Origin of the sequence: Kamptonema formosum PCC 10802 (genome assembly GCF_000332335.1) — a bacterium.
Classification (GTDB): domain Bacteria; phylum Cyanobacteriota; class Cyanobacteriia; order Cyanobacteriales; family Oscillatoriaceae; genus Oscillatoria.
Window position 1 is genome coordinate 4,086,611 of sequence record NZ_KB235948.1, and the last position, 23,332, is coordinate 4,109,942.

21 protein-coding genes are annotated in these 23,332 nt (G+C 53.6%); 7 read left to right on the plus strand and 14 right to left on the minus strand.

What is annotated here, in order from left to right; genetic code table 11:
* Positions 1 to 2,012 precede the first annotated feature (2,012 nt).
* On the plus strand, positions 2,013 to 2,789 hold the full coding sequence (locus OSC10802_RS0117605; RefSeq protein WP_017718085.1) for an ABC transporter ATP-binding protein: 777 nt from the start codon (positions 2,013 to 2,015) through the stop codon (positions 2,787 to 2,789).
* A 118-nt stretch (positions 2,790 to 2,907) separates the two neighbouring features.
* On the opposite strand, the gene OSC10802_RS40695 is transcribed toward OSC10802_RS0117605, so the two are convergent.
* Both OSC10802_RS40695 and OSC10802_RS55700 read right to left on the minus strand, forming a co-directional pair.
* Positions 2,908 to 3,681: a response regulator transcription factor gene (locus tag OSC10802_RS40695; protein WP_082218309.1), complete on the minus strand. Its 774-nt coding sequence runs from the start codon at positions 3,679 to 3,681 to the stop codon at positions 2,908 to 2,910.
* A gap of 554 nt (positions 3,682 to 4,235) precedes the next feature.
* On the minus strand, positions 4,236 to 4,367 hold the full coding sequence (locus tag OSC10802_RS55700) for a hypothetical protein (protein WP_255349150.1): 132 nt from the start codon (positions 4,365 to 4,367) through the stop codon (positions 4,236 to 4,238).
* A 141-nt stretch (positions 4,368 to 4,508) separates the two neighbouring features.
* On the opposite strand from OSC10802_RS55700, the gene OSC10802_RS0117620 reads away from it, so the two are divergent.
* The gene (locus tag OSC10802_RS0117620; RefSeq protein ID WP_017718087.1) at positions 4,509 to 4,757 is read left to right on the plus strand and encodes a DUF6761 family protein; all 249 of its coding nucleotides are present in this window, start codon (positions 4,509 to 4,511) and stop codon (positions 4,755 to 4,757) included.
* A gap of 532 nt (positions 4,758 to 5,289) precedes the next feature.
* On the opposite strand, the gene grxD is transcribed toward OSC10802_RS0117620, so the two are convergent.
* Both grxD and OSC10802_RS0117635 read right to left on the minus strand, forming a co-directional pair.
* Complete coding sequence (gene grxD, locus OSC10802_RS0117630) at positions 5,290 to 5,613, minus strand: Grx4 family monothiol glutaredoxin (protein WP_017718089.1); 324 nt, start codon at positions 5,611 to 5,613, stop codon at positions 5,290 to 5,292.
* Between the two features lie 91 nt (positions 5,614 to 5,704).
* A complete protein-coding gene (locus OSC10802_RS0117635) occupies positions 5,705 to 5,959 on the minus strand; it encodes a BolA family protein (RefSeq protein WP_017718090.1) in 255 nt (84 codons plus the stop codon).
* Between the two features lie 683 nt (positions 5,960 to 6,642).
* Here OSC10802_RS0117635 and OSC10802_RS0117645 point away from each other — a divergent pair.
* Positions 6,643 to 7,644 (plus strand): IS4 family transposase, encoded by a 1,002-nt coding sequence (locus OSC10802_RS0117645; protein WP_017718092.1) that lies wholly within the window; start codon positions 6,643 to 6,645, stop codon positions 7,642 to 7,644.
* A gap of 209 nt (positions 7,645 to 7,853) precedes the next feature.
* Here the strand turns inward: OSC10802_RS0117645 and OSC10802_RS0117650 are convergent, their stop codons facing one another.
* Entirely contained in the window at positions 7,854 to 8,192 is a 339-nt protein-coding gene (locus tag OSC10802_RS0117650; protein ID WP_017718093.1) for a hypothetical protein, read from the minus strand.
* A gap of 173 nt (positions 8,193 to 8,365) precedes the next feature.
* Positions 8,366 to 8,668: a hypothetical protein gene (locus OSC10802_RS0117655; protein WP_017718094.1), complete on the minus strand. Its 303-nt coding sequence runs from the start codon at positions 8,666 to 8,668 to the stop codon at positions 8,366 to 8,368.
* 204 nt (positions 8,669 to 8,872) lie between these two features.
* On the opposite strand from OSC10802_RS0117655, the gene OSC10802_RS40700 reads away from it, so the two are divergent.
* On the plus strand, positions 8,873 to 9,190 hold the full coding sequence (locus OSC10802_RS40700) for a hypothetical protein (protein ID WP_155968003.1): 318 nt from the start codon (positions 8,873 to 8,875) through the stop codon (positions 9,188 to 9,190).
* A 228-nt stretch (positions 9,191 to 9,418) separates the two neighbouring features.
* Here the strand turns inward: OSC10802_RS40700 and OSC10802_RS50200 are convergent, their stop codons facing one another.
* Both OSC10802_RS50200 and OSC10802_RS0117665 read right to left on the minus strand, forming a co-directional pair.
* Complete coding sequence (locus OSC10802_RS50200; RefSeq protein WP_155968006.1) at positions 9,419 to 9,577, minus strand: hypothetical protein; 159 nt, start codon at positions 9,575 to 9,577, stop codon at positions 9,419 to 9,421.
* A gap of 265 nt (positions 9,578 to 9,842) precedes the next feature.
* On the minus strand, positions 9,843 to 10,442 hold the full coding sequence (locus OSC10802_RS0117665) for a hypothetical protein (RefSeq protein ID WP_017718096.1): 600 nt from the start codon (positions 10,440 to 10,442) through the stop codon (positions 9,843 to 9,845).
* A gap of 389 nt (positions 10,443 to 10,831) precedes the next feature.
* On the opposite strand from OSC10802_RS0117665, the gene OSC10802_RS0117670 reads away from it, so the two are divergent.
* Positions 10,832 to 12,952 carry a S8 family serine peptidase gene (locus OSC10802_RS0117670; protein WP_017718097.1) on the plus strand — a complete coding sequence of 707 codons (2,121 nt, stop codon included), beginning with the start codon at positions 10,832 to 10,834 and terminating at the stop codon, positions 12,950 to 12,952.
* 147 nt (positions 12,953 to 13,099) lie between these two features.
* On the opposite strand, the gene OSC10802_RS0117675 is transcribed toward OSC10802_RS0117670, so the two are convergent.
* From OSC10802_RS0117675 to grxC, 3 genes are all read right to left on the minus strand, one after another.
* Positions 13,100 to 13,891 (minus strand): lysophospholipid acyltransferase family protein, encoded by a 792-nt coding sequence (locus OSC10802_RS0117675; RefSeq protein WP_017718098.1) that lies wholly within the window; start codon positions 13,889 to 13,891, stop codon positions 13,100 to 13,102.
* 101 nt (positions 13,892 to 13,992) lie between these two features.
* Positions 13,993 to 14,544: a tRNA adenosine(34) deaminase TadA gene (tadA, locus tag OSC10802_RS0117680; RefSeq protein ID WP_017718099.1), complete on the minus strand. Its 552-nt coding sequence runs from the start codon at positions 14,542 to 14,544 to the stop codon at positions 13,993 to 13,995.
* Between the two features lie 628 nt (positions 14,545 to 15,172).
* On the minus strand, positions 15,173 to 15,493 hold the full coding sequence (gene grxC / locus OSC10802_RS0117690) for a glutaredoxin 3 (protein WP_017718100.1): 321 nt from the start codon (positions 15,491 to 15,493) through the stop codon (positions 15,173 to 15,175).
* Positions 15,494 to 15,545: 52 nt separating this feature from the next.
* Between grxC and OSC10802_RS55705 the strand changes: the two genes are divergently transcribed.
* Positions 15,546 to 15,674, plus strand: coding sequence for a hypothetical protein (locus OSC10802_RS55705; protein ID WP_017718101.1), 129 nt, complete (start codon positions 15,546 to 15,548; stop codon positions 15,672 to 15,674).
* A gap of 191 nt (positions 15,675 to 15,865) precedes the next feature.
* Here OSC10802_RS55705 and OSC10802_RS0117700 read toward each other — a convergent pair whose 3' ends face one another.
* The 3 genes from OSC10802_RS0117700 to OSC10802_RS0117710 form a co-directional block, all read right to left on the minus strand.
* Positions 15,866 to 16,231: a hypothetical protein gene (locus tag OSC10802_RS0117700; RefSeq protein WP_017718102.1), complete on the minus strand. Its 366-nt coding sequence runs from the start codon at positions 16,229 to 16,231 to the stop codon at positions 15,866 to 15,868.
* 356 nt (positions 16,232 to 16,587) lie between these two features.
* Positions 16,588 to 19,131 (minus strand): CHAT domain-containing protein, encoded by a 2,544-nt coding sequence (locus OSC10802_RS0117705; RefSeq protein WP_017718103.1) that lies wholly within the window; start codon positions 19,129 to 19,131, stop codon positions 16,588 to 16,590.
* Positions 19,132 to 19,163: 32 nt separating this feature from the next.
* Complete coding sequence (locus OSC10802_RS0117710; protein WP_017718104.1) at positions 19,164 to 21,179, minus strand: ShlB/FhaC/HecB family hemolysin secretion/activation protein; 2,016 nt, start codon at positions 21,177 to 21,179, stop codon at positions 19,164 to 19,166.
* A 1,088-nt stretch (positions 21,180 to 22,267) separates the two neighbouring features.
* Here OSC10802_RS0117710 and glpX point away from each other — a divergent pair.
* Entirely contained in the window at positions 22,268 to 23,308 is a 1,041-nt protein-coding gene (glpX, locus tag OSC10802_RS0117725; RefSeq protein WP_017718107.1) for a class II fructose-bisphosphatase, read from the plus strand.
* The last annotated feature ends 24 nt before the right edge of the window (positions 23,309 to 23,332 follow it).

The following is a 23,332-nucleotide window of genomic DNA, read 5'->3' on the forward strand; positions in this document are numbered from 1 at the left end:
CCCCACCGGCTTTTTAGGGATTTAGGTTATAGAACCCCTCTATTATTGAAGTGTAACACAGCCCTCAAACGGCGCAAATTCGTTGCTACTTGCAATCGCTTCTCAATTATTTTTTAACCCAAGCTTAACCTTTATTTGTTCTTTGTATCAATACGCCGAGCCAGCATTACTTTTTCTTATACCTAGGGCCTCAGTGTCAGTAGGGGTGCCAGGTGCCGGAAAGCTGTACACTATTAAGATGCCTTATTATGCCAGTTAAAGCCCCTTATCGCACTTGGGCTTTTTTGTCAAGCACCTCTCACCCCCACCCGCCAAAAACTCGTCACTCGTCCTAACTTTCCGCTGCCTGAGGAACCCGCACCCCTTGTGACAGTTAGCACGACAGAATCGGGGTTTCAACCGGCACTCCCCAGCCCCCCACCGGCTTTTTAGGGATTTAGGTTATAGAACCCCTCTATTATTGAAGTGTAACACAGCCCTCAAACGGCGCAAATTCGTTGCTACTTGCAATCGCTTCTCAATTATTTTTTTAACCCAAGCTTAACCTTTATTTGTTCTTTGTATCAATACGCCGAGCCAGCATTACTTTTTCTTATACCTAGGGCCTCAGTGTCAGTAGGGGTGCCAGGTGCCGGAAAGCTGTACACTATTAAGATGCCTTATTATGCCAGTTAAAGCCCCTTATCGCACTTGGGCTTTTTTGTCAAGCACCTCTCACCCCCACCCGCCAAAAACTCGTCACTCGTCCTAACTTTCCGCTGCCTGAGGAACCCGCACCCCTTGTGACAGTTAGCACGACAGAATCGGGGTTTCAACCGGCACTCCCCAGCCCCCCACCGGCTTTTTAGGGATTTAGGTTATAGAACCCCTCTATTATTGAAGTGTAACACAGCCCTCAAACGGCGCAAATTCGTTGCTACTTGCAACCGCTTCTCAATTATTTTTTTAACCCAAGCTTAACCTTTATTTGTTCTTTGTATCAATACGCCGAGCCAGCATTACTTTTTCTTATACCTAGGGCCTCAGTGTCAGTAGGGGTGCCAGGTGCCGGAAAGCTGTACACTATTAAGATGCCTTATTATGCCAGTTAAAGCCCCTTATCGCACTTGGGCTTTTTTGTCAAGCACCTCTCACCCCCACCCGCCAAAAACTCGTCACTCGTCCTAACTTTCCGCTGCCTGAGGAACCCGCACCGCTTGTGACAGTTAGCACGGCAGAATCGGGGTTTCAACCGGCACTCCCCAGCCCCCCACCGGCTTTTTAGGGATTTAGGTTATAGAACCCCTCTATTATTGAAGTGTAACACAGCCCTCAAACGGCGCAAATTCGTTGCTACTTGCAATCGCTTCTCAATTATTTTTTAACCCAAGCTTAACCTTTATTTGTTCTTTGTATCAATACGCCGAGCCAGCATTACTTTTTCTTATACCTAGGGCCTCAGTGTCAGTAGGGGTGCCAGGTGCCGGAAAGCTGTACACTATTAAGATGCCTTATTATGCCAGTTAAAGCCCCTTATCGCACTTGGGCTTTTTTGTCAAGCACCTCTCACCCCCACCCGCCAAAAACTCGTCACTCGTCCTAACTTTCCGCTGCCTGAGGAACCCGCACCCCTTGTGACAGTTAGCACGACAGAATCGGGGTTTCAACCGGCACTCCCCAGCCCCCCATTTATTGAAAGTTTGCATAAAAGCCCCCGCTAATGATTAGGCAAACTTATACACCGGCACCCCGCCATCGGGAAATTTGGATCGCGATTAACCGGAAAACGTGTAACTTTGCCAAGCGTAGCTATTGCTCTGTAAGAGTTGCATAACATAAAGTTTTATTAATTCCGGATGATTGATTTGTGTATGCTTCCAAAGCGGGGGAGTGGCCGATCTGAGCCAGAGCCGGCCCGCCGGGGGGTTTGTAAACTAATTAAACAGAAAATGTCTAATTTTAGGGAGTGAAACTATTGTAAAATAGAGGAGAGTGAAGGGAGCTGTCTTCTGTTTAAAAGGGTTAAGATTTGAGTGTCAAACTTGACAATTGGACAAAATCCGCTGCTGCGGCTGGCGCGAGTGAGCCTGAGCGTGCCGGTGAGGGGCAGCTTCTCCGGCGGGACGCCGGTATTGCGCGACATTTCTTTTGAGGTATTTGAGGGCGAGCGCGCCGCAATTGTTGGCCCGTCGGGTGCCGGCAAAACCTCTCTGTTGCGGCTGCTCAACCGGCTGAGCGAACCGACAGGGGGAGCAATTTATCTGGAAAATCGAGATTTCCGGCAAATCCCTATTATAGAGCTGCGCCGGCAGATCGTGCTGGTGATGCAAGAGTCAAAGCTGTTGGGGATGCCGGTGCGAGAAGCCCTCGCCTACCCCTTGAAGCTGCGGGGGGTGAAAACAGCAGAAATTGAGCGGCGGGTGGCAATGTGGGTGGAGCGGTTGCGAATACCCAGCGACTGGCTGTGGCGAACAGAGGTGCAGCTGAGTGCCGGTCAGCGGCAGCTAGTAGCGCTGGCGCGGGCGCTGGTGCTGGAGCCGAAAGTTCTGTTACTGGATGAGCCAACTTCCGCCCTGGATGCCGGTCGAGCTTCCGAGCTGGTGCGAGTGCTGGCGCAACTGGATGAAGGTAAGGCGACAGTTCTGATGGCGAACCACCAACTAGATGTGGCGCAGCAATTTTGCACGCGGGTGCTGCATTTGCAAGCTGGGGAACTTGTTGGGAATCTGCCGGTTCAAGACATGGATTGGGCGAAATTGGGGGAAAGCTTGATTGAGGCAGAAGCCAGAGAAGTCAGCGAGTGGAGTTAATTCCTAGTTAAAAAGGGTGGGGATTTCGGGAGGCGGAGCTTCTGGAGGGGCGTTTCCAGGCGGAGCCGGGGAACGAGTACCTGAGAGTAGGCTAAATTTAAAATTCATATTTTCCGGATTACATTTCGGCAGCAGCTACTGGGGAAAAAGAGCGCACCGGCTCCCTGTGGGAATTTGCCGGCCCTGCCGGTGTGGCAAGATTGGACTTGAGAATTTCCAGGTTGAGCCGGTAGCCCACATTGCGAACCGTTTGAATCAGGCTGGGCTCGTGGGGGTCCGTTTCAATTTTCTTGCGCAAGGAGAGGACGTGAGTGTCAATCGTGCGGGGATTGTCAATAGCGTCAGGCCAAGCGCGGCGCAGCAATTCCGCGCGGGAGAGGGGCGTCCCGCCGGCTTGCGCCAGGACATAGAGCAAACTGAACTCTTGCGGAGTCAGCTCAATCAGTTGCCCCTGAAAGCGGACGCGCCGCTGCACGAGGTCAATTTTCAAGTGGCCATAATCCAAGCTGACAGGGTGTGGGACAGTTCTCTGGCGTCGAATCAGGGCTTCGACTCTGGCGAGAAACTCTTGCATGCCAAACGGCTTTCTCAGGTAATCGTCCGCCCCAGCTCTCAAGGCTTCCACCACATCGGTTTCTGCAGTGCGGGCGGAAAGCATCAAAATCATGGACATTTGCTGCCGGTGAAGCCACCGGCAAAACTCCAGCCCGTCACCGTCGGGCAGTTCTGCTTCCAGGATCACCAGCGAGGGCTGGCGATTGTAGAAAACATCCCTGGCGTGGCGCAAGTCGGGGGACTGGTGGACGGTGTAGCCGACTTGCTGCAAGTGCCATCCTAATAGCGAGCGCAAGTGAGGGTTGCCCTCGACGATTTGAATACAAGCTGATCCCACAGAAGTTCACCTTCGCGTCGGTGGTCGTAAGCGTAACAGAGCATTTGTCAGGATTCTGTAACTTGGACTACTGCTTGTTTAAAACAACAGAGAAGTTAGGCCGAGAATCGGTAAAGATTCGGTCAAATCTAAGGGCCCGCTGGCTAAAGATGGCAAGACTCGGCTGACATGCCGTTACAATAATTTATATAAGTCATGCTCCAGTTTGAGCAACTTCATGCATAAACAGTCCATTTCCAGCAATATCCCGCGCGACGCCAGCCGGTGCGCTCACAGGCAGGGCTAAAGGCCAACTACAAACTTTTGGGCTAAAGCCCAACTACAAACTTCTGGGCTAAAGCCCAACTACAAACGGCCCGCAGGCCGCCCCGAGCGCTGTCTGGGGGAGTGCCCGGAACAGAGCTGCCCAAACTGAGAGCGCTGAAAAAAGGCCACGCGCGCCCAAACTGGCCTCCCCTACCTGAGGAAAGTCCCTCCCCGCTTGCTACTGGAGCAATTTGGCATTTCGGCAGACGCTGTTGTGAATCCTTTGTTAGACTACAAATCCAATACCCCTATGAGCTACTCGCTCGCCCAAAATGACCGAAGTGCCACTGTGCCGGTCGGCTCTCCCAAGTCAGCCGAGACGCCAGACAGCCTGAGCCGGACACGCTGAAGCCGCCGGTTTGACCGAAGGAATCAGCCACAACCGGATTGCTTCAACCGCCCGCCGAACTATCTAGCAGCGGGGAGCGTCGATGAAGCCAAAGCCGCACCAACGCCCCAGCTGACCGGGCCCAAATAAACTCGTTTTGCTTGACTCCAGTTATTTATTCAGAGGTCAGACCATGCTTCAAGACACTCAAACGATCCGTCACTATCAAAAGCTTACCGACGCTCTGGTCGAACTGTGGAACAGAGGCTATCGTTTCGATGACCTGAGAATGTATTTGGATGGCTATTTAGCCGCCCTCCGGCACTCCAATGCCCTCACGCCCTATCTCATCCACCGGCTCGAAGAAGACGCAACCCGCTACCTCTATGATACCTCTAACTTTGAAATGCCGGTGCCTCAGCCGGAATCAGATTACTATTAGTAATTTTTTAGTGTCAGGGGAAGCATCAGCGATGTCGCCATAGCGCGATTCCTGAAAGTGTGGGGGCGACTGAAGTCACCTCCGCACCAGCGCAGCCGCCCTTAGCGACTTCCTGCATTGAAGCTGCCAAGGCAAGAGTTTCAAAAGTCCGCGCCGGCGGAGGCAAGGTATTTTGGATATTATAGCAATAAACAGTAAGTTTAGGACATGGGCGATGGGGCAGTGGGCGATGGGACAGTGGGCGATGGGGCAGTGGGCGATGGGGCAGTGGGCGATGGGGCGATGGGGCAGTGGGCGATGGGGCAGTGGGCATTGCTGTGAGTCTTCCCCATGCGCCATGCCATTAATGTCCTATCTATTTCAACTTTTTTATACCAGCGAACAAAAACTGAAAATCCCCTTGCGAGTGGGTGCGACCGGCTTCTTGAGGGGATTTTTTATTGCGTTTTCCATATTGGGATTGAGAAACCCGGTTTCTTGAAGAAACCGGATTTCTGGGGCGTGAGAAACGCTCTATACGGAGAATAAAGCGTTAGGAAGCGAGAGCGACTGTTACCATTTCCTGCAATTCGCCCTTTTTATACAGCTCAACCATGATATCTGAGCCGCCGATAAATTCGCCATTAATGTAAACTTGGGGAATGGTTGGCCAGTTAGCGTATTCTTTAATGCCCTCACGGATCTCCCAATCCTCAAGAACATTAACTGCCTCGTAGGAGACTCCCAGTATGTTGAGAATTTGCACGACGTTGTTGGAGAAACCGCACTGGGGCATCAGCTTTGTGCCCTTCATAAAGACCAAAATCTTGTTCTGCTTCACGAGATTGTCAATTCGCTCTTTCAGTTCAGGAGTCATGGCTGTGCTTGGAATTGCTTTGCGATTGTGTGAATTTAGGGTGCGGATTGGCTAGAAACCGCGACTGTTCATTAGTTTAACGCTCTGGAAGCTAAACCGGCCCGCCGGTAGCCGCCCAGGATTCGGGCGTGTACGTCTTGAGGGCGAGAGCGTGGAGGACGTTGGTGTCGATGGCCTGGCGCACGGCACCGTAAACAAGCTGGTGCTGCTGCACGAGGCGTTTGCCTTGAAACTGCGATGAGACGACAGTGACTTCATAGTGTTCGCCGTCGCTGCTTTGAGCGTACACCAAGGCGTCGGGCAGTTCCGCCTTAATCATCGCCTCAACCTGATCTGGACTAACCATTCGTATTCCTGCAGTGTGGATTCTCAGTCTAATGTAACTTTCGCGGGGGGTGACACCGGCAGCTGAGAGCGGAGAGCCGGCGGCAAGCTGGGCTTGCGGCACCCCCCTCCGGAGCATTCTGCCAAACAGTCCGGTTTCGGTTGCAGATGTCAGCCCGCGCGCAGTTGCCGGCAGTTTTTCTGACAGTAAAATATTATATCGCCACCGGCAGCCAACTCAAGCAACTGTCACCGGCTCGCCCCCGGGCGGTTTAGCGGGGATAGTGCCGGTTGGCCCCTCCCCCATCCCGTCACCGATACCGCACCTCGGGGGGGGGAGCGGGTTTATCAATGTTATCTATAGAGTTTCTCAATAATTTCTCAGCCCTCTAGGTGTGGCCAGAAACTCACGCTCTCAAAGAAATCGGGTTTCTCAACGCTAACAATTCACATAGAAACCCTCTATATGTGACAGGTATTTTGGGCGAGCCCGCTTTAGGGTGGGGGCGGGTTTATCAATATTCTCTATTTCTAGCAAGGCTTTCGGGCGAACCCGCCCCTACCGGATATTTTTTCACAAATTGGACTCCCTGATTGAATCGCCGGCAACAGCACAAGTGTTGAATCTTAACAATTCGACATAAAAAAAGCGCCCAAAACGTGCTATGATTTGGGCTACGGTCAAATCAATCCTGTTAATAACCTGTGCTCAACTCATTCTCTAAGATTGTCCAAAATCGTTTGGCTTCTTTGCCTAAAAATGATTATCCTGTCCTTAACACCCGCTTGTTTATATCCATATGGTTGAGCTATGCAATGGATAAAAGCTTGACCAGTATGAGAGATATATTCAAGCGACTAAATGGAACTGGCTATGAGCTAGATATTTCAACTTTCTCCAAAGCTAATGCGTCCAGAAGTCAAGAGCCATTTCTGAGACTTTATCAACAACTTAATGAGGAAATTTGCCGTCAAAAAAGCCTTCAAAAATATGAGCTGTGTCCTATTGATTCAACTGTCATTACTCTAACGAGTAAATTGCTATGGCTGCAAGAATACTACCAAGTCAAGCTTGTTAGCTCCTTAAATTTAACCACAGGAGTTCCAGAAGAAAACTTAATAAATTTTGGATACGACTCTGACTACAGATATGGAAAAGAGATGTTAGCTAGTTTGCCCCCAAACGGTGTAGGGGTAATGGATCGGGGCTTTTCTAGTTTAAAATTTTTACGGCTCGCCCAGCAGTCAAACAAGTATTTTGTCTTGCGCATACCTAACAACTACAAACTTCAATTTTCTGAAAATAAGGGGCAGTTTCTAGTTGGGACAGGCAAGGACTCAGGAATATATAGAGTTGTTAACTTTTGCGATCTTGAAAAGCGTGCTGAGTATAGATTGGCCACCAATTTGGAGCGGGCCGAAGTCTCTGATGAAGAGCTTATGGAAATCTACAAATATAGGTGGCACATAGAGTTGCTATGGAAGTTTCTTAAAATGCACCTTAAGTTGGATAAGCTGATTACTAAAAATGTAAATGGTATAGCTATACAAATTTATGTTTCGCTGATAGCTTACCTGATATTAAAGATAGTAGATATTCCTAAAGAATGGGGGACTACGCTACTAGATAAACTCCGCTATCTTCAATGTTGTATGTGTCAAGAAATCAGCTATGTCCACTGGATAGAACGACTTCTCTCTGGCTAAGCATTTTTACTCAGGGCAGGATAAATGTAAGCTAAAATGTAAAGTTTTGTGACAGAATTCAACACTTGTGCGGCAACAGGATATGCCACGGCTGGCGTTTAGCGCTGAGGGGCGTCAATTCTAACCGGCGAGTATCTGGAATACGAATACAGCGCCGGGGTAGAACAAAATTCTAGGTTAGATTGCTGAGTCTTGCGGTTGCCGGACGCTTATTCGCTGACAAGCAGTGTGACTTCCACTTTTTTAAGTTCGTACAGAGCCTGCTTACAAATTGCCAGGGGTGCTGTGGTGGAATAGCCCCACACCTGTCTCTCAAACCCGACTCCAAAAGGGTTTCCGGGTAAGGCTTCCTTCTCGGATCGGAACATAGCGAAGTAAGGATAATCTGTGTTTTCCATCGCCCATACAACCAGCTCAAAAGCCGCTCTAATATCTTTTGAGTAGGGGCGTTCAGGTAACTCGAATCTTTCCGCAATTAGAAGGTCTAAATCCTTGAGCGATTCCAGCTGTACGTGTTCAAAACCGTAACGGTCAAACGAACCTTCCATAAGAGTGCAATTCCCTTGCGCATTTGGATTGTTTCGGGATTTCTAGAGAGTCGGTCAAGGAATCCTAGAAACCGGGGTTATTTTGGCACAGACAATCACAGTTTTCCAGGGATACAAGCCATATTTCCCAGCCACGATTTTTAAGAAACGACCGGCGCTCTAGGAATATAATACTAGAGCCAAACCCAGCCCGTCAATTGTTGAGATTTATAACAGGAGAGGGGAGAGGCGTCAGAGAGAGTGTCCTTGCCGGGAGCCGGCGCTGTGGGTTTGGCCATTTGCGGTGAGCGCCAGGGTATGAGTGGGGTGGGTTGCCCCTGCGGCTCTGCGGGGGGAGCCGGCAGGGATTTGGCGCGCCAGCCGGCATCATCCGGCAAGCCGCCGCACAAATTGAGCGAGATCGAGGTAAAATGTGGGAGTGGCGCTGGTGCCGGTTGAGACAAGCCGCTGGGCGCAGGACGCCGGATATCTCCCATTCCTGGTTTTTTGGGCTGCAACCAATGACTAACGTTCTTTTAGGCGTTGCGTATTCCTGGGATGAACCCCACCCCCCAACCCCCTCCCCGCCGGCGGGGAGGGGGAGACAGAGAAGGGGGTTTCGATTAAGGTATTGTGGTTCAGCTCTCTTTCTAATCTGCAACGCCCTTTTTTACACCGGCACGCTCACTGCAATCTTTGCTGTGAGATACCCTGCGCATGCCCAGTCACTCCCCCAGCTGCGCCAAGGGATGACCTACAGTGCTGCCAGAACTATGTTAATTGAGTCTGGCTGGCAAGCTGTCTTCAATTCCCAACTGCTCAATACTCCGAGTGCGAGCGGGGCTGTCAATTACTTTTTTAAGGAAAAACAATATACAGAAATTGTCGATTGCGCCGGCACGGGGATGGGGCTCTGTCTTTTTGAATTTCAGAATGCGGCAGGGAAAAAACTCTTTGTAATTACGGCCAATAATGAGCCCGACCGAGAGAGCGAAGTTTTTGACTGGAGGCTTGAGTGATGCCCATTTTGGATTTTTGATGTCCGGAGTTTGGATTAAAAAACGCGGCAGAAAAGCATGTTCATCCCCATTTAAAATACTATAGCGTTTATCATATTAGTGAGGTACTGAGAAACCCGGCTTCTTAAAGAAACCGGGTTTCTCACGCGGCTCTCATCCAACTGAGAACCGCAATATCTATCCCAACTTGGTGTGAGATGGAGTTTGGTTGTGCCGGTTGGGTACAGACTAAAATAATATGAAGCCATAAGAGGTTGACTGCATGTTGGTGACGGGAATTCCAAACCGCACAGGAGTTGAGGCATCACGCACCGGCACCAAGCTTTCAAACCGGATGCCACCCACTTCAACCGCATTGCTGTCGTTTGATTCCAGAGAGTCACTCAATCATGCCAGATAGCTGAGTGCCATCCCCCCAGAAACCGCTAACCGTTTAGAGTGGCAAAACTTCGCTTAAGCAAACAAACGGATATTGTCGCAGATAGATATGCCAGACTGCTGATGGCTATAGCCTATAAGCGAGCCTTTAAGATAAAATCCGATAAATTAATTTATCAATAACTTAGGGCGGTAGCTGAGTTTTAGCTCATGTCACAGCAAGCACCGGCACAGGCTCAGGGATGCCGGTGCCCACAACAGAGCCTCAAACAGATTATTTATCCGGTTTTTGCGGCGGAGTCGAGCCGGACTCATCGGCGCGGGGGCGGGGGTAGGGCGTATCGACAAAACCCAACTCAAACAGCTGCTGGTAAGCCTTCTTGCCCAACTCGCGCGTAGGCTGCTGAGAGCGAATAATCTGAACCAGCAAAGGCACAGCCAGCTCCGGCTTATTTTGCGCCCGGTGGACCAGAGCCAGCTGGTAAGTCGCCTGATCCCGCATCTGCGCCGTATCGAGAGCCTTGCGGCGCAGGCTGTCAGCAATCCGGTTGTCAATCCCCGAAAAAGTGCCCCCCAGTTCCTGATAAAAATTGGACAGCTGATTGAACACCTGGCGAGCGTCCACAAGCTTCTTCGCCGCCCCATCATAATCTTGAGCCGCAACCGCCTTGCCTGCTTCATCCATCAACCGCTGCCCCCCCTCCAGACTCAAAAGAGTGCTCTCAAGCACCAGAGGAGGGGAATTGTTGGGATCTGCCGGTGCCGGCAGACTGGGAGCTGCCGGCACTGCAGGCGGTGAAGCCGGCACAGGCACAGGCACCGGCACCGGCACAGTTCCTGCAGGCTGCGCGGATACCTGCGCCCGGGCACTCATCGGTGGCAATAAGGTAACACTTGCCACCACCGGCAGCAGGGATGTCAAGCAGAAGAGGCGAACAGTTCCAGATGCCATGAACAACCTTTGTGTGCTAACAGAAACAGGAGCGATACAAACAAGGGGTATCTTAACATTGCTTTAACTTAACTGCGTTAGAGGCGGACCCCCAAGCAAAGTTAGCTGAAGCAAAAACCGGCACCCCGAAGTCTTAAACCAGGCAGATCCCGACAGCCGCCGGACATGGGCGCGGAACCCTAACAGACAAAAATCACCCGCAAGCAGGAGACAACAGTCTACCGGCAACACCCATCTTTGCGCAAGCGTTGCAGCTCCGCAAGAGCGGCGCGCCCAGTCTGTCACAAACACTACCAGAGAACATCCCTTTTATGATCGATCCTCTCAATCCGCTCAACACTCCCAACGCCCCCCTCCCACCGGCAGGTGGCGGAGTTCCGGAAGAGAGTGCCGGTTTCATCTTGCAGCGAGGGGGTGAAGAACTCGCCCTCGAAAAAGTCTGCGATCGCTTCACTGTGCTGCCCACCGGCACCCCATCCCCAGATAACTGGACAGCCCGAGTGCCCGTCCAGTTTCGCGGAATCGCCGGCAGGACCAAACTCGAAGAATACAGCGTCGAACCCGCCCACCTGGAACAAGCCATGCAAGCCGCGCGGGAATCCCAAGCCATCGCCTCTGTCAGCCACGTCTACCAACTCAAGAACAGCCCCCAAACCCTAATCTACCTCACAGACGAAATCACAGTCCAATTTAGCGAGCCGGTAGACGAAACCACAAGAAAAGCCATCGCCGCATCCGTCGGGTGCCGCGAACTCCAACCCGTCGGAGGCATTTCCAACGCCTTCATCTACCAAGTCACCAAACTCGCCACAGAAAATCCCATCAAAATCGCCAACCGGCTGGCAGGGCGAAAAGAAGTCCTCACCGCCGAACCCAACATCGTAACCCTTGCCGCCCCCCACTACCGCCCCAAAGACACCCTCTATCCCAAACAGTGGTATCTCCACAGCAGCGACGGGCCAGAAATAGCAGCCGGCGCGCACATAGACATCGAAAAAGCGTGGGACATCACCCGTGGCGTGCGTTCCGTCGTCATCGCAGTCGCCGACGATTCCGTTGACCTCAACCACCCAGACTTTCAAGGCTCTGGTAAAATTGTAGCCCCAAAAGACTTTAAAGAAAAAGACTTTTTGCCCCTGCCCGGTGCGGAAGAAGACAACCACGGCACAGCTTGCGCCGGCGTTGCCGTTGCCGAAGAAACCGGCACCGGCATCGTTGGAGTCGCCCCCGGTTGCGCCCTCATGCCCATCCGCACCACAGGCTTTCTCGATGACAGCGCCATTGAAGACCTGTTTAACTGGGCTACTGACAGGGGAGCCTCAGTCATTTCCTGCAGCTGGGGACCTTCTGCAGTGTACTTCCCCCTGTCCCTGCGGCAAAAAGCCGCCCTGCACCGCGCCGCCACCCAGGGGCGCAACGGCAAAGGCTGCGTTATCGTCTTCGCTGCCGGCAACGCCAACCGCCCCACCACCGGCACCACCGACGAACAGGGCTGGCCCAAAGACGCCCTGCACGGGCCCACCAAATGGCTGGGCGGTTTTAGCGTTCATCCAGACGCAATCACCGTTTCTGCCTGCACCAGCTTAAACAAAAAAGCAGCCTACAGCAACTGGGGGCCAACCGTATCCGTCTGCGCCCCCAGCAACAACGCCCCGCCGGGGATTTGGCTGCAAGAAACAGGGTATGTCAGCACCCCGCCCGAAATCCGGACCGCCCTTGCCGGCGAAGGGATTTTCACCACCGACCGGCTGGGCGCTGCCGGCTACGATCCGGGCGATTACACCGGCTACTTTGGCGGCACCTCCAGCGCCACCCCCGTCGTTGCCGGTGTGGCAGCCCTCATCCTCTCCGCCAATCCCGACTTAACCGCCCTGGAAGTCAAGCAAATCCTTCAGAATACTGCGGATAAAATTATTGACCCCGCTCCCGACCCCCAGCTGGGCAATAGCCTGGGCACCTACGACGAAAACGGGCACTCGCAGTGGTTTGGCTACGGCAAAGTGAATGCCTTTAAAGCCGTCCAAACCGCGCAGAAGCAGCTAGCGGCATTTCATATTTCCAGACAAATTCAGGGGCAAAATAACCAGAGTGTAGCGATTCCTGATTTTCCTGCTGAGGGATGCCGAAGCGACATCCGGATCGGCGAGTTTGGCACTGTGCGAGACATCCGAGTCAGCCTGGATATCGAACACAGTTTTATGGGCGATCTGGAGGTGTATTTAATCTCGCCCGCCGGCACGAAAGTCCTGTTGCAAAACCGCACCTTAGGCAGTTTCACCACATTGCATATCTCTTATTCCTTGCAAAGTTCGCCGGTGCTGGGGTTGCTGCTCAACCAGCCGGCGAGGGGGCTGTGGCAGCTGCTTGTAGCTGACTGCGCCTTCGGAGACACCGGCACCCTAAAAAGCTGGAAATTGACGCTGGGCGTGTAGCTTTTCTCTTTAAACCCCAGAAATTCAAATATAAAGGCAAATATAGGGGCTCTCAGTTGGATGAACTCTGGTTCAGAAACCCGGTTTATTTAAGAAACCGGGTTTTTCAGTCCCTCACTAATATTACTGGCGCTATAAAAGCTGCTATTATCTGTGTGCATCTGCGTTTATCTGCGGTTGCAATTCCCAGCTATTTCCTGTTACTGGATGCGAAATGTCGTTCGCCGCATCCAATTGTTTAATAGCGGCTTCCAGAGCGTCAGTCAGCTTTTGAGCGCTCTGTTTTGTCGATTCCTGACAGCAGTAATCAGCCACCTGAAGCGGTTCGCCAATGTGGATACTGACACCGCAGCCCCAACCTGGAATCAGCTGGCCATAACGGATGCTAACCGGCACAATTTTTGCGCCCAAACCGGGCTGGCTGGATTCCGCTTGCATGGCAATGCGAGCCAAACCCGGTTTGAGCCGGTGAAGCTGACCGTCGCGAAAGATGCCGCCTTCTGGAAAAATCACCAGCATCTGCCGGTTGAGCAGCAGTTCGACGCCGTGACGCAGACTGGAAATCCCCGGCTGTTTGATGTTCACCGGAAACCCGCCGAGTCGCCGAATGAACCATCCTTGCAGTCCTTGGACTTCATCTGCGGATACCATAAATCGCGGGTGGCGACCGGTAACGTGCCGTCCTGCAGCGTAGGGCACGATTAGCGCATCCCAGCGAGAGCGGTGGGAGGGAGCTAAAATCACGGGGCCATCGTTGGGGAGATGTTCCTGCCCAGTCACCTCAATCCGGCCAAAATAGAAGGGCAGGACAGCAAAACGACCCAAAGGATAGAGCAAGGACATCAACCAAGGGGAAACGCGAGAAGCCACCGGCTGTCCCTTGGGGGATGCTGTGGTGTCCAGAGAATGTTCGGAGGTATTGCGCTGCATAATGGCCATATGGGGGCGACTGTGGCTAGGAGAGACAAGCATCTTTAATCAATGCTTAACTCTACCGTAAGATAGTTTGCCGGCGCTGCCTTCTTGGATACGGACAGTTTCTACATTGTCCTGTCGCTGTCAGCGCCGCCTGAACCGCGCCGGCGGGCGAACCAAGCTTGCAGCTGCTGCCGGCAGGCTGATTCCAGGATGCCGCCGAGTACCGGCAGCCGGTGGTTGGAGCAAGCGCTGTCGGGAATATTGGCCACAGTGCGAATCGCGCCGGTTTTTGGGTCATCTGCTCCATAGACGAGAAGCCCGAGCCTCGCGTGGACGATAGCGCCGGCACACATCGGGCAAGGTTCCAGGGTGACGTAGAGGGTGCACTGGTTGAGGTGCCAGTTCCCCAGGACTTTGCCGGCTGCCCTGATGGCAACGATTTCCGCGTGGGCTGCCGGATCGCAGTCGCGCTGTTTGCGATTTTCCCCAACGGCTATCAAGTTGCCGGTGCTGTCAACTATCACCGCACCCACCGGCACCTCGCCGGCATCCCCGGCGGCTTGTGCCAGTTCCAGGGCCTGGCGCATCCAGTGCCGGTGGGCTTCAAGATTGTGGATTGGGGGATCACAATTTTGGATTTTGGATTTTGGATTTTGGATTGGGGTATTGGGCATAGGGCATGGGGCATTGGGGCCAGACTGTGTGGGCTGCGCACAATTTGTACACATTCCTGGTTTCCGGTAGAAAGCATATATACAAAACCCGTCTCAAGCCGTGTTTTGTAAATTTTATTCATTCGGATTTCTTAAAATTTAAGGGGGTTTGTCCCCCGTGTGAGCGTCCTATCCCTCCCCAAACCTGGCCCTTAGCCCCTAAATGGGGCATCGGACATGGGGCGATGGGCAATTCGGCACCCAACTGTCCCCTTTCTTGTGGGCCCAAGACGGTCACATTTCTAGTTTCCGGTAGAAAGCATATATACAAAACCCGTCTAAAGCCGTGTTTTGTAAATTTTATTCATTCGGATTTCTTAAAAGTTAAGGGGGTTTATCCCCCCTGTGAGCGTCCTATCCCTGCAAAAAGCTGGCCCTTAGCCCCTAAATGGGGCATCGGACATGGGGCGATGGGCAATTTGGGCCAGACGGTGCCAGCTATTTTCAGCAAAAATCGGGAACTTTTATGCTTTCCGGAAGAAAGCATATATACAAAACCTGTCTGAAGGCGTGTTTTGTAAAAACTGTTCTTCCGGAGTTCATTAAAGAAGATGGATTGTACTGAAGCCTCACCCCTGACCCCTAAACCCTAACCAGAAACAGCGGGTTCGGTGAGGAGCCGGTCGAGCTGTCCCTCTCTATCGAGCTGGTAGAGATCGTCACAGCCGCCGGTGTGCCGGCTGTTGATGAAAATCTGCGGCACAGTTCGCCGCCCGTTGGCGCGTTCAGCCATTTGAGTTCTGGCTGCTTCATCGCCATCAATTTTGTATTCCGTGTAGCTGACGCCTTTCCACCAGAGCAGCATTTTGGCCCGGATGCAGTAGGGGCAGGTTTGCCAGGTGTATATCTCCACATTGGCTTTGATGCGCTTGGGATGGCGACCGAGAAGGGGGTTGAGAAAGTCCAGCATTTTCTTTTCCTTGCGGGTGGCGGGAAATGTTACATTTCTACATCTAGCTTAGATGATGCGCTTGGAAAAGGAGATGCTGGCGGGGAGTGCCGGTGGGGCTCAGGGGGCGACGGGTTGGCGCAGCAGCAACAACCCCAGCCGGCGGGCACCGCAAAGGTGCCGGTGCTGTATTAAAAATTGAGGGGTGAGAAACTGGGTGTCTCAAAAGAAAGCCGGTTTTTCAGATTTATGGACCGGCATTTACAGCGGTTCTCAGTTAGATGTACTCTGGTCCAGAAACCCGGTTTCTTAAAGACACCGGGTTTCTCAGTACCTCACTAATATGAGAAAGGCTACAGAATGCCGGCAGAAACGCCCCCTCATCACGCCCCCTCACAAGGAGTGAAGGGATGCAATATCACCGGAGGTTTGGCTTTCAGTTGCCTTGTGTTCCAGTAGCTCCTCTATTGTCTCCAAGTGCCCTATAATGTGAGGGATAGAGCCATATTGAAAGGAGTCAAAGATTTCTGGAAGCTGTCCCACAGCAGCCTCTTCTGTCGCCGCCTCGATTAGCTCAGCGGCAAGCCTTTCAATATCCAAACTGATTTCTTGGAGGTTAAAGAGCAGCTGTTCTATTTGGCTCGGACTGAATTTGGATTCTAGTTTATCGCGATGCCGGTGCAGCGTGTTGATAGCTTCTCGCAGGGATTTCACTTCAGAAACCATGAGGTTCACCTTTTGAGTTATAGCAGCAGTCATATTGGTTAGAACAATAGAAGCTTCGGGAGCGGGGGAGCAAGGGAGGCCGGAATGTAGGTTTTCTAAATGCTTACTGCTATATAGACGTAGGGCAGGCGTCCCGCCCCCCCTGAAGGTTTAATGTTCTAACCTAAGTGGCTACTGCTATAGGCTTTTAACCTGCTTTTCCGTTGAAAGGAAGCAGAGCCTCTAGATTGCGTTCCCAGGCTCTGCCTGGGAACGAGACACATTTCTAACGAGACAAATTTCTAAGTCTAGCTTAGATGATGCGCTCGAAAAAGGAGATGCTGCCAGGGAGTGCCGGTGGGTGAGTGCACCGGGAGGGAAAACCGCTCCAAAATACAACAAAGTAGCCCCTACAGCCAATTCCCCACCAAGACATAGGGGGACCAGTAAATCGGATGCCGGTACTCAGGATATTTGAGAAGAGACAGCTGGGCGCGACGGAGGGCTTCAGCTTTAGTCACCTTGGCGTCTGTTAACTCGCGATAGAACTCACTCATCAAAGGTGCCGTAGCGGCATCATTGATATACCAAAGCGTTGCCAGGGTGCTGCGAGCCCCCGCCCGCACAGCCACCCCAGCCAGTCCCAAAGCCGCCCGATTATCGCCAGCAGCGGTTTTGCAAGCACTCAAAACCAGTAATTCAATAGCGCGATTGTTGCTGCGGCGTTCATCTGAAGCCCGGAGCAAACTATCGAACTCAGTGACATTAATGCGCCCGTCCCAAGTCAGAATAAAAGTATCCTCGGCTTTAGAACTGAACTCGCCGTGAGTGGCAATGTGAATCACGGGGAAAGAAGACTGAGAAATTTCTTTTTGCAGGGCTTTGCTGGTAAACTGCTGATTCAGCAGCACCTCACCCGGCAGCTGAGATTGGATTCGCTCCACTTCCACAGCCACATTTGGCAGCGCCGAAAAGCCCGAACGCTCTTCAGTCAGCCCAGCGGTCAAAGCCTTTAACTGCCCCCGCTGCAAGGGTTTCGCTTCTAGCAGCTGCAGCCCCGGGGTCAGGGCGATGCCATACTTCTCGACAAGATACTGCTTGCCGTCGTGGAGCGCCGCCATCGGAATATTGCGCAAGGCACCGTCGAGGATAAACACCAGCGTTTCTATTTTGCTGCTTGCTAAATCTGCCTCAGCCGGCTGGATTAACCACTGGTAGACCTTTTGAGACAGCGGCAAAAAGTCTTTCGAGGTTCGAGTTACCAAAGCTTTCCGCAGCTCAATCAGAGTCTCTTCAACTTTACCGGCTTCCAGAGGCACCGCCCAGTAGCGGAGATTTTCACCGGGCAGCGACAGGATAACTGCCAGCCTATTTTCCAAAATAATCGGATAAAAAACGGCTGCCTTAGGGTCAACCCTGTCAATTTCAACCGGCTTAGTATCCAAACAGGCATCCCGGAAGAAATTGTCAAGTTCAGCCAGCTGCAGCGATTCAATCACCGCACGCGCTTGCTTGAGGTTTTTTTGACTCGGCTGCTTGTCTAGCAGCAACTCAACCAGCTGCCGGTAAACTGGTTCGACGCTTTCCCGAAACGAAAATTGCAACTCTTGATTGATAGCGACCAAATCAGTGCGCAGAGATTGCAGGGTGCTGACGGCCTGACTGTAAGCTGAAATCGCCCCCTCAACGTCTCCCCGGGCTTTCAGGAGGCGTCCCAGCTGCCACTGCCAGCGGTAGGCAATATCTGGCGCATTAATCGCCTGAGCTTTCAGCAGGGCTTGCGCAGTCAATTTCTGGGCGTAGGACCACTGCTGGGTTCTTTCGTAGAGCTCGCCGAGAAAGCCCAGCGCGTAAGCTTCTGAGCGAGTGTCTCCCAGATTTGAAGCCTGTTGGGCGGCGGTAGCGAGCAACCGCGCAATCTCCTCAGTCGAAACTTCATTGCTGCGGTCTTCTGATAGCTTCCTGAGGTTTTCGGCAAAGTTAATCTGGGCGTAAACTGAGGTGCGGCTCTGGGGCAAACTGGCTATCTGCAACTGAATTTGGGGCAGCAAAGACCGGGCTGCTGGCCAGTTTTTGCTTTCCACCAAAAGGCTCAGCTGATTCAAAAGGCTCTCTGCCTTTGTCTTAGGTGAAGTGGACTCGGTAAAAGCCTGTTGAAAGTAATCTAAAGCAGCAGCGTGTTCCTGTGAGGCGTAAGCGGTATTGCCCAAACTGAACAGGGCATCACTTTCGGCTTGCTTTGATAGCAATCTTTGGGCGATATCCAAACTTTGCTGCAGCACTTGCTGCGACCTTTTCAAGTCACCTGTCAAGCGCAGGGCGTCGCCGAGGCTGCGCAATCCAGCGGCTTTGAGCGGGGAGTCCGGTTGCGGTTCCAGGGTTTGGCTGACAAGTTCTAGCGCTCTCAAAGCCCGCCGGTATTGACCTAAAGCTTGCAGGGCCTGCGCTTGGTTAATGGTAGCGCTGGCCGCACCGGCCCGGTCCCCTACTTGGCGGTAGGCGTCCGCTGCTTGCTGCCAGCTTGCTAGAGCTTGTTCTGGCTGTCCGGTAGCTAATTGCAAACTCCCTTGAGTGTTGAGGGCTCGGGCTCGCTGCACTGCGGTGGCGCTGCCGGGGGCACCGGCCTGCAAAAGTTTCAAACTGGATGCGACCGCACTTTTCGCCTCCTCCCACCTGCCGAGCTGCTGCAGCGCTGCCGAGAGATTGCTCAGTGCGATCGCCCTTTGGCTCCCGTCTCCGAGGTTCTCGTAAATACCGGCAGCCTGCTGCCAAGCCGCCGCCGCCTCGGCAAAGCGGTGAGCCTCATAGAGTTCTTTGCCGGCGCGCATCAATTCCACCGGTGCGCTTCTGGTCAGCGAATCTGCAATGTTTGAGGCGCTTCCTGGGGTGAGAGCTAACCCCAAAAACAAGGAAAAAGGTAAAACCCAAAAAGTTAGCCAAGTGCGAGTCTTCATTGTTTTACTTTTAATATTTCAGGGAGAATTCTTCAGAAGAAGCTGCCCACAATGGAAAAATAAATCCCCTGTTCTTGCCAGGTCCTGTCCGAGGATTTAATATCAATTAAAGGGATGCCGTATTCCAAGCGGGCGGTGAGCCGGTCTCCGAGCTGGAAGCGCAAACCCAGACCGACAGACAGCAGGGTGCTATCGTCAGGTGCCTGATTGCCGGAACTGTTCCAAACGGTGCCGGCATCGATAAACGGCGTCAAGAGCAAAACACCCTGCCGGTCGGGCAAACGGTAAATGGGAACCCGGACTTCTGCGGAGCCAAAAATGCCACTGTCGGTCAGCAGGGCGTCCTGCCGGTAGCCCCGGACACTTTCAAGGCCACCTAACCCAAACTGCTCGATCGGCAACATGGCCCGGTCAGAGATTTGCGCGTCGGAACGCAGCACGAGTACGGTGTCCGGAGCCAGCAGGCGCACCCACTGCATCTGTCCGCGCCAGGAGAAAAAGCGGCTGTCGGGAGGGTCGTCGTTGACCGTCGCCCTCCACCCCACGCCCACACTAAACTGGGAGCGGGCGGCGAAGACTTGATTCGCGCTGCGCTGGGTGTATTCTTGGAAAAACCTGAGTGCGTTCAGCCTGGTTTTCCCCTCTTCGCTGGCTCCGGGCGAAAGGCGAAACGGGACACCCAGCAGGGTGGTGTCGCTTTCTCGGCGAGTCGCGGTCAGTCCGAGGGAGATTTCTTGCCGGGGGCTCTGAACCACCGGCTGGCGCACGGTGAGTTCGTAGTTGCGGGAGGTGGCTTCGATATCCACCGGCTCGAAGGGAGGCTCAATGATATTGCTGTCTGTGCGGCTGATGAAAACGCTGACGGTGCCGTTGCGGGCGTTGAAAGGCAAAGTGTAGCTGCCCTCGATGGCGTTGCTGCCCTCGGTGTTGGTGTAGGTCAAACTGAGGCTATCTCCTCGCCCCGTCAAATTGCCCTCGCTCAAGCTGAGCTGGCGGCGAAACGTGCCAACGCTGGGAGAGCGGCCATTATCGAGAGTGAGTTGCAGGTCGAAAGACTGGGCCTCGGTGATGGTGACCTCTAGCAAACTGCTGCCGGCACGGGAACCGGCAGACAGTTCAGCGGAGATGGTTTCGATCAGGGGGTTGAGTTGCAGCAGTTGCAGGGTTTCTAGCAGCCGGTTAACATTGAGCGGCTTGCCGGCACCGAGGGCTACGCGGCTGCGCACGTAGTTAGGGTCAAGATTCTCGCTGCCGGTGATGTTGATCACTTCCACTTCCCCTTCCACCACCTGAATGGTCACAACACCTGCGTTCAGGGTTTGGGGTGGGATCAGGGCACCCGAGGTAATGTACCCCGCGTCGGTGTATTTCTTGGTAATAAGAGAGCGGGCTTCCAGCAGTTGGGCAAATGTCACAGACGTGCCGGTGAAGGGTTTGAGTACCTCCCTGAGCTCTTCATCGCTGAATGCGGTATTGCCCTCGAACTCGAATCGCTCCACACGGATGGTGCCAGGAACGCCTTCCGGAAGCTGTTCAGAGGGTTGAGGCGCTGGGGCACCGGCAGGAGGCTGTAGCAGTTCTTCTGGGGGCGGCAGCTTTGGAGGGGAAAGCGGTTCGGGCAGGGGCGGTGGCGGCAGCGGCTCAACCGGCCTGGGAATGCGAGATGGGTCAACGGCCTGCGCTATGGCCGGCCCTCCGGATATCTTAAAAATTAAACGTTTTTCAGGCGTTTGCGCTTCGGACTGCAAGGTGGGGGGCTGCAAGGTGGGGGGCTGCCACGGGGGGCTGCCCCTGCCCTCTGCCGGCTGGGGAATTTCAGAGGGGTCCGCCTCTGTAGCTCCGCTGCTGTCAGCCGCCCGCACGATTGCCGGCCCGCCGGACTGCGTAAAACTTTTTTCAGGCGTTTGTGCTTCGGGCTGCAAGGTGAGGGGCAGCCACGGGGGGCTGCCCCTGCCCTCTGCCGGCTTGGGAATTTCAGATGTTGGTGACGCTGGCGCTACACTGCTTTCAGCCGCCTGCGCCGCCGTTCCGCCACTGCCATTAAACATTAAACATGAATAATTTAAAATTAAAAGTCCCTTCTTTATAATTTTAAATTTTGTCTTTATAATTTCTGGCTGTAGCTTGGGAAGTTTATATAGCATCGGGTGGCACCTCTAGTCGGGAGTCTCTCACAACTATACTGGGTCGGCGAGCCGGCGGGCATTCCAACTTCACTCAGGAAGTGTCAGCCCATCTCTACAAAGGTGAGATGCACCCATCTGCTTGAGAATTGGGCATCGGGCACTGGGCATCGGGCATCGGACATCGGGCACGCTGGGCACTGCTGAAAATCTTTCCCATGCCCCCTGCGCCATGCGCCCTGCGCCACGCCCCATCCGCCATGCCCCATCTGCCATGCCCCATCCGCCTTGATATCTTAGCGTCCGGCCTTTTCCCGTCAGGCACAGAGCCCGCGCTGCCCTTGTTCAGTGCGCCCTTTAGGGGCCCGGGGAGGTTTTGAGCTTGCCCGCAAGGGAACCGGCAGACTGCTCCCGCTTGAGCGTTGGGCCCCCCTGAACGCGCCGTGGCCTGTTGCCTGACGGTGCTATTGACAGCCGGCGGATCATCGGGTATAATTTATTATGCACTTAATAGTGTCTGGGAAAAACATCAGATAGAAAGACTGCCGGCAATCCAGAATCGGTAAGTTATCAGTTGGATTGAGCAGTTTTGCAAGCGTTGCCACAGGGCTGCAACAGGCCGGCAGGGTGTGAGGGGGCGCTTGAGATGGGGGGGGAGAAAGATTTTCATTTTTTTGCTGCGCCCAAAAGGCAGAGAGGGCTGACGGGAAAGCCCATACAGGAAAAACATTTCTGGGCGACTTCCTTGACATCTCTCAAAAAATGTGGTAAGGGAGTTGCACAATCGCGAGCCGGTGGCGGCTGGCGGCAGCAGATTTGAGGCTTTGTGTGGCCAGAGGGCGGGGAGTTGGGCAGCCCGCAGTGGCGGGCCGGCAGGGGGGGCGATCCCGCGCAGCAAAACTTAACACAATAGGAATAAAGACTCTTCTTTCGAGAGTGTCCTCCCTCTGATAGACTTTAACACTTGAGGTAGGTCATAAAATGACGCCAAATCAGCAGTTGGGAGGACAGTCTTGTTAGAAAGTACCCTTGGGCTAGAAATCATTGAGGTAGTGGAGCAGGCCGCGATCGCGTCGGCCCGGTGGATGGGCAAAGGCGACAAAAACACAGCTGACCACGTAGCGGTGGAAGCGATGCGGGAGCGGATGAACAAAATTCACATGCGCGGACGCATCGTGATTGGAGAAGGGGAGCGGGATGAAGCGCCGATGCTCTATATCGGCGAAGAAGTAGGCATCTGCACCCGCGCCGACGCCAAAGACTACTGCAATCCGGACGAACTGGTGGAGATCGACATTGCGGTTGACCCCTGCGAAGGCACCAACCTGGTCGCCTACGGTCAAAACGGTTCGATGGCGGTGCTGGCCATTTCCGAAAAAGGCGGGCTGTTTGCCGCACCTGACTTCTACATGAAGAAACTGGCCGCCCCGCCCGTGGCCAAAAACCATGTCGATATCCGCAAGTCAGCCACCGAAAACCTGAAAATCCTCTCGGAGTGCATGAATCGCTCCATTGAGGAACTGGTGGTGGTGGTCATGGACCGCCCCCGTCACAAAGAACTGATCAAGGAAATCCGAGAAGCTGGGGCGCGGGTGCGCCTGATCAGCGACGGTGACGTGTCAGCGGCGATCTGTTGCGCTTTCTCCGGCACCAACATCCACGCGCTGATGGGGATTGGCGCTGCCCCAGAAGGAGTGATCTCAGCGGCAGCCATGCGCTGCCTGGGGGGACACTTCCAAGGCCAGCTGATCTACGATCCAGAAATCGTGCAAACTGGCCTGATTGGCGAAAGCAAGGAGAGCAACCTGGCTCGCCTGAAGGAAATGAACATTACCGACCCCGACAAGGTTTACAGCGCTGAAGAGCTAGCCTCTGGCGACACGGTGCTGTTTGCCGCTTCCGGGATTACCCCCGGCACCCTGATGGAAGGCGTCCGCTACTTCCACGGCGGGGCGCGGACTCAGTCGCTGGTAATTTCCACTCAGTCAAAAACCGCGCGCTTTGTTGACACGATCCACTTGTTCGAGCAGCCAAAGTCTCTGCAATTGAGGTAAGAGGCGCTCTCGCGCTATGAAGGG

What these genes read in the sequence shown, in the direction of transcription:
- OSC10802_RS0117620 (WP_017718087.1), top strand. Translation starts at nt 4,509, where the DNA reads ATGCTTCAAGACACTCAAACGATCCGTCACTATCAAAAGCTTACCGAC.
- grxD (WP_017718089.1), bottom strand. Translation starts at nt 5,613, where the DNA reads ATGACTCCTGAACTGAAAGAGCGAATTGACAATCTCGTGAAGCAGAAC.
- OSC10802_RS0117635 (WP_017718090.1), bottom strand. Translation starts at nt 5,959, where the DNA reads ATGGTTAGTCCAGATCAGGTTGAGGCGATGATTAAGGCGGAACTGCCC.
- OSC10802_RS0117650 (WP_017718093.1), bottom strand. Translation starts at nt 8,192, where the DNA reads ATGGAAGGTTCGTTTGACCGTTACGGTTTTGAACACGTACAGCTGGAA.
- OSC10802_RS0117655 (WP_017718094.1), bottom strand. Translation starts at nt 8,668, where the DNA reads ATGGGAGATATCCGGCGTCCTGCGCCCAGCGGCTTGTCTCAACCGGCA.
- OSC10802_RS0117665 (WP_017718096.1), bottom strand. Translation starts at nt 10,442, where the DNA reads ATGAGTGCCCGGGCGCAGGTATCCGCGCAGCCTGCAGGAACTGTGCCG.
- OSC10802_RS0117670 (WP_017718097.1), top strand. Translation starts at nt 10,832, where the DNA reads ATGATCGATCCTCTCAATCCGCTCAACACTCCCAACGCCCCCCTCCCA.
- OSC10802_RS0117675 (WP_017718098.1), bottom strand. Translation starts at nt 13,891, where the DNA reads ATGGCCATTATGCAGCGCAATACCTCCGAACATTCTCTGGACACCACA.
- tadA (WP_017718099.1), bottom strand. Translation starts at nt 14,544, where the DNA reads ATGCCCAATACCCCAATCCAAAATCCAAAATCCAAAATCCAAAATTGT.
- grxC (WP_017718100.1), bottom strand. Translation starts at nt 15,493, where the DNA reads ATGCTGGACTTTCTCAACCCCCTTCTCGGTCGCCATCCCAAGCGCATC.
- OSC10802_RS55705 (WP_017718101.1), top strand. Translation starts at nt 15,546, where the DNA reads ATGATGCGCTTGGAAAAGGAGATGCTGGCGGGGAGTGCCGGTGGGGCT.
- OSC10802_RS0117700 (WP_017718102.1), bottom strand. Translation starts at nt 16,231, where the DNA reads ATGACTGCTGCTATAACTCAAAAGGTGAACCTCATGGTTTCTGAAGTG.
- OSC10802_RS0117705 (WP_017718103.1), bottom strand. Translation starts at nt 19,131, where the DNA reads ATGAAGACTCGCACTTGGCTAACTTTTTGGGTTTTACCTTTTTCCTTG.
- OSC10802_RS0117710 (WP_017718104.1), bottom strand. Translation starts at nt 21,179, where the DNA reads ATGTTTAATGGCAGTGGCGGAACGGCGGCGCAGGCGGCTGAAAGCAGT.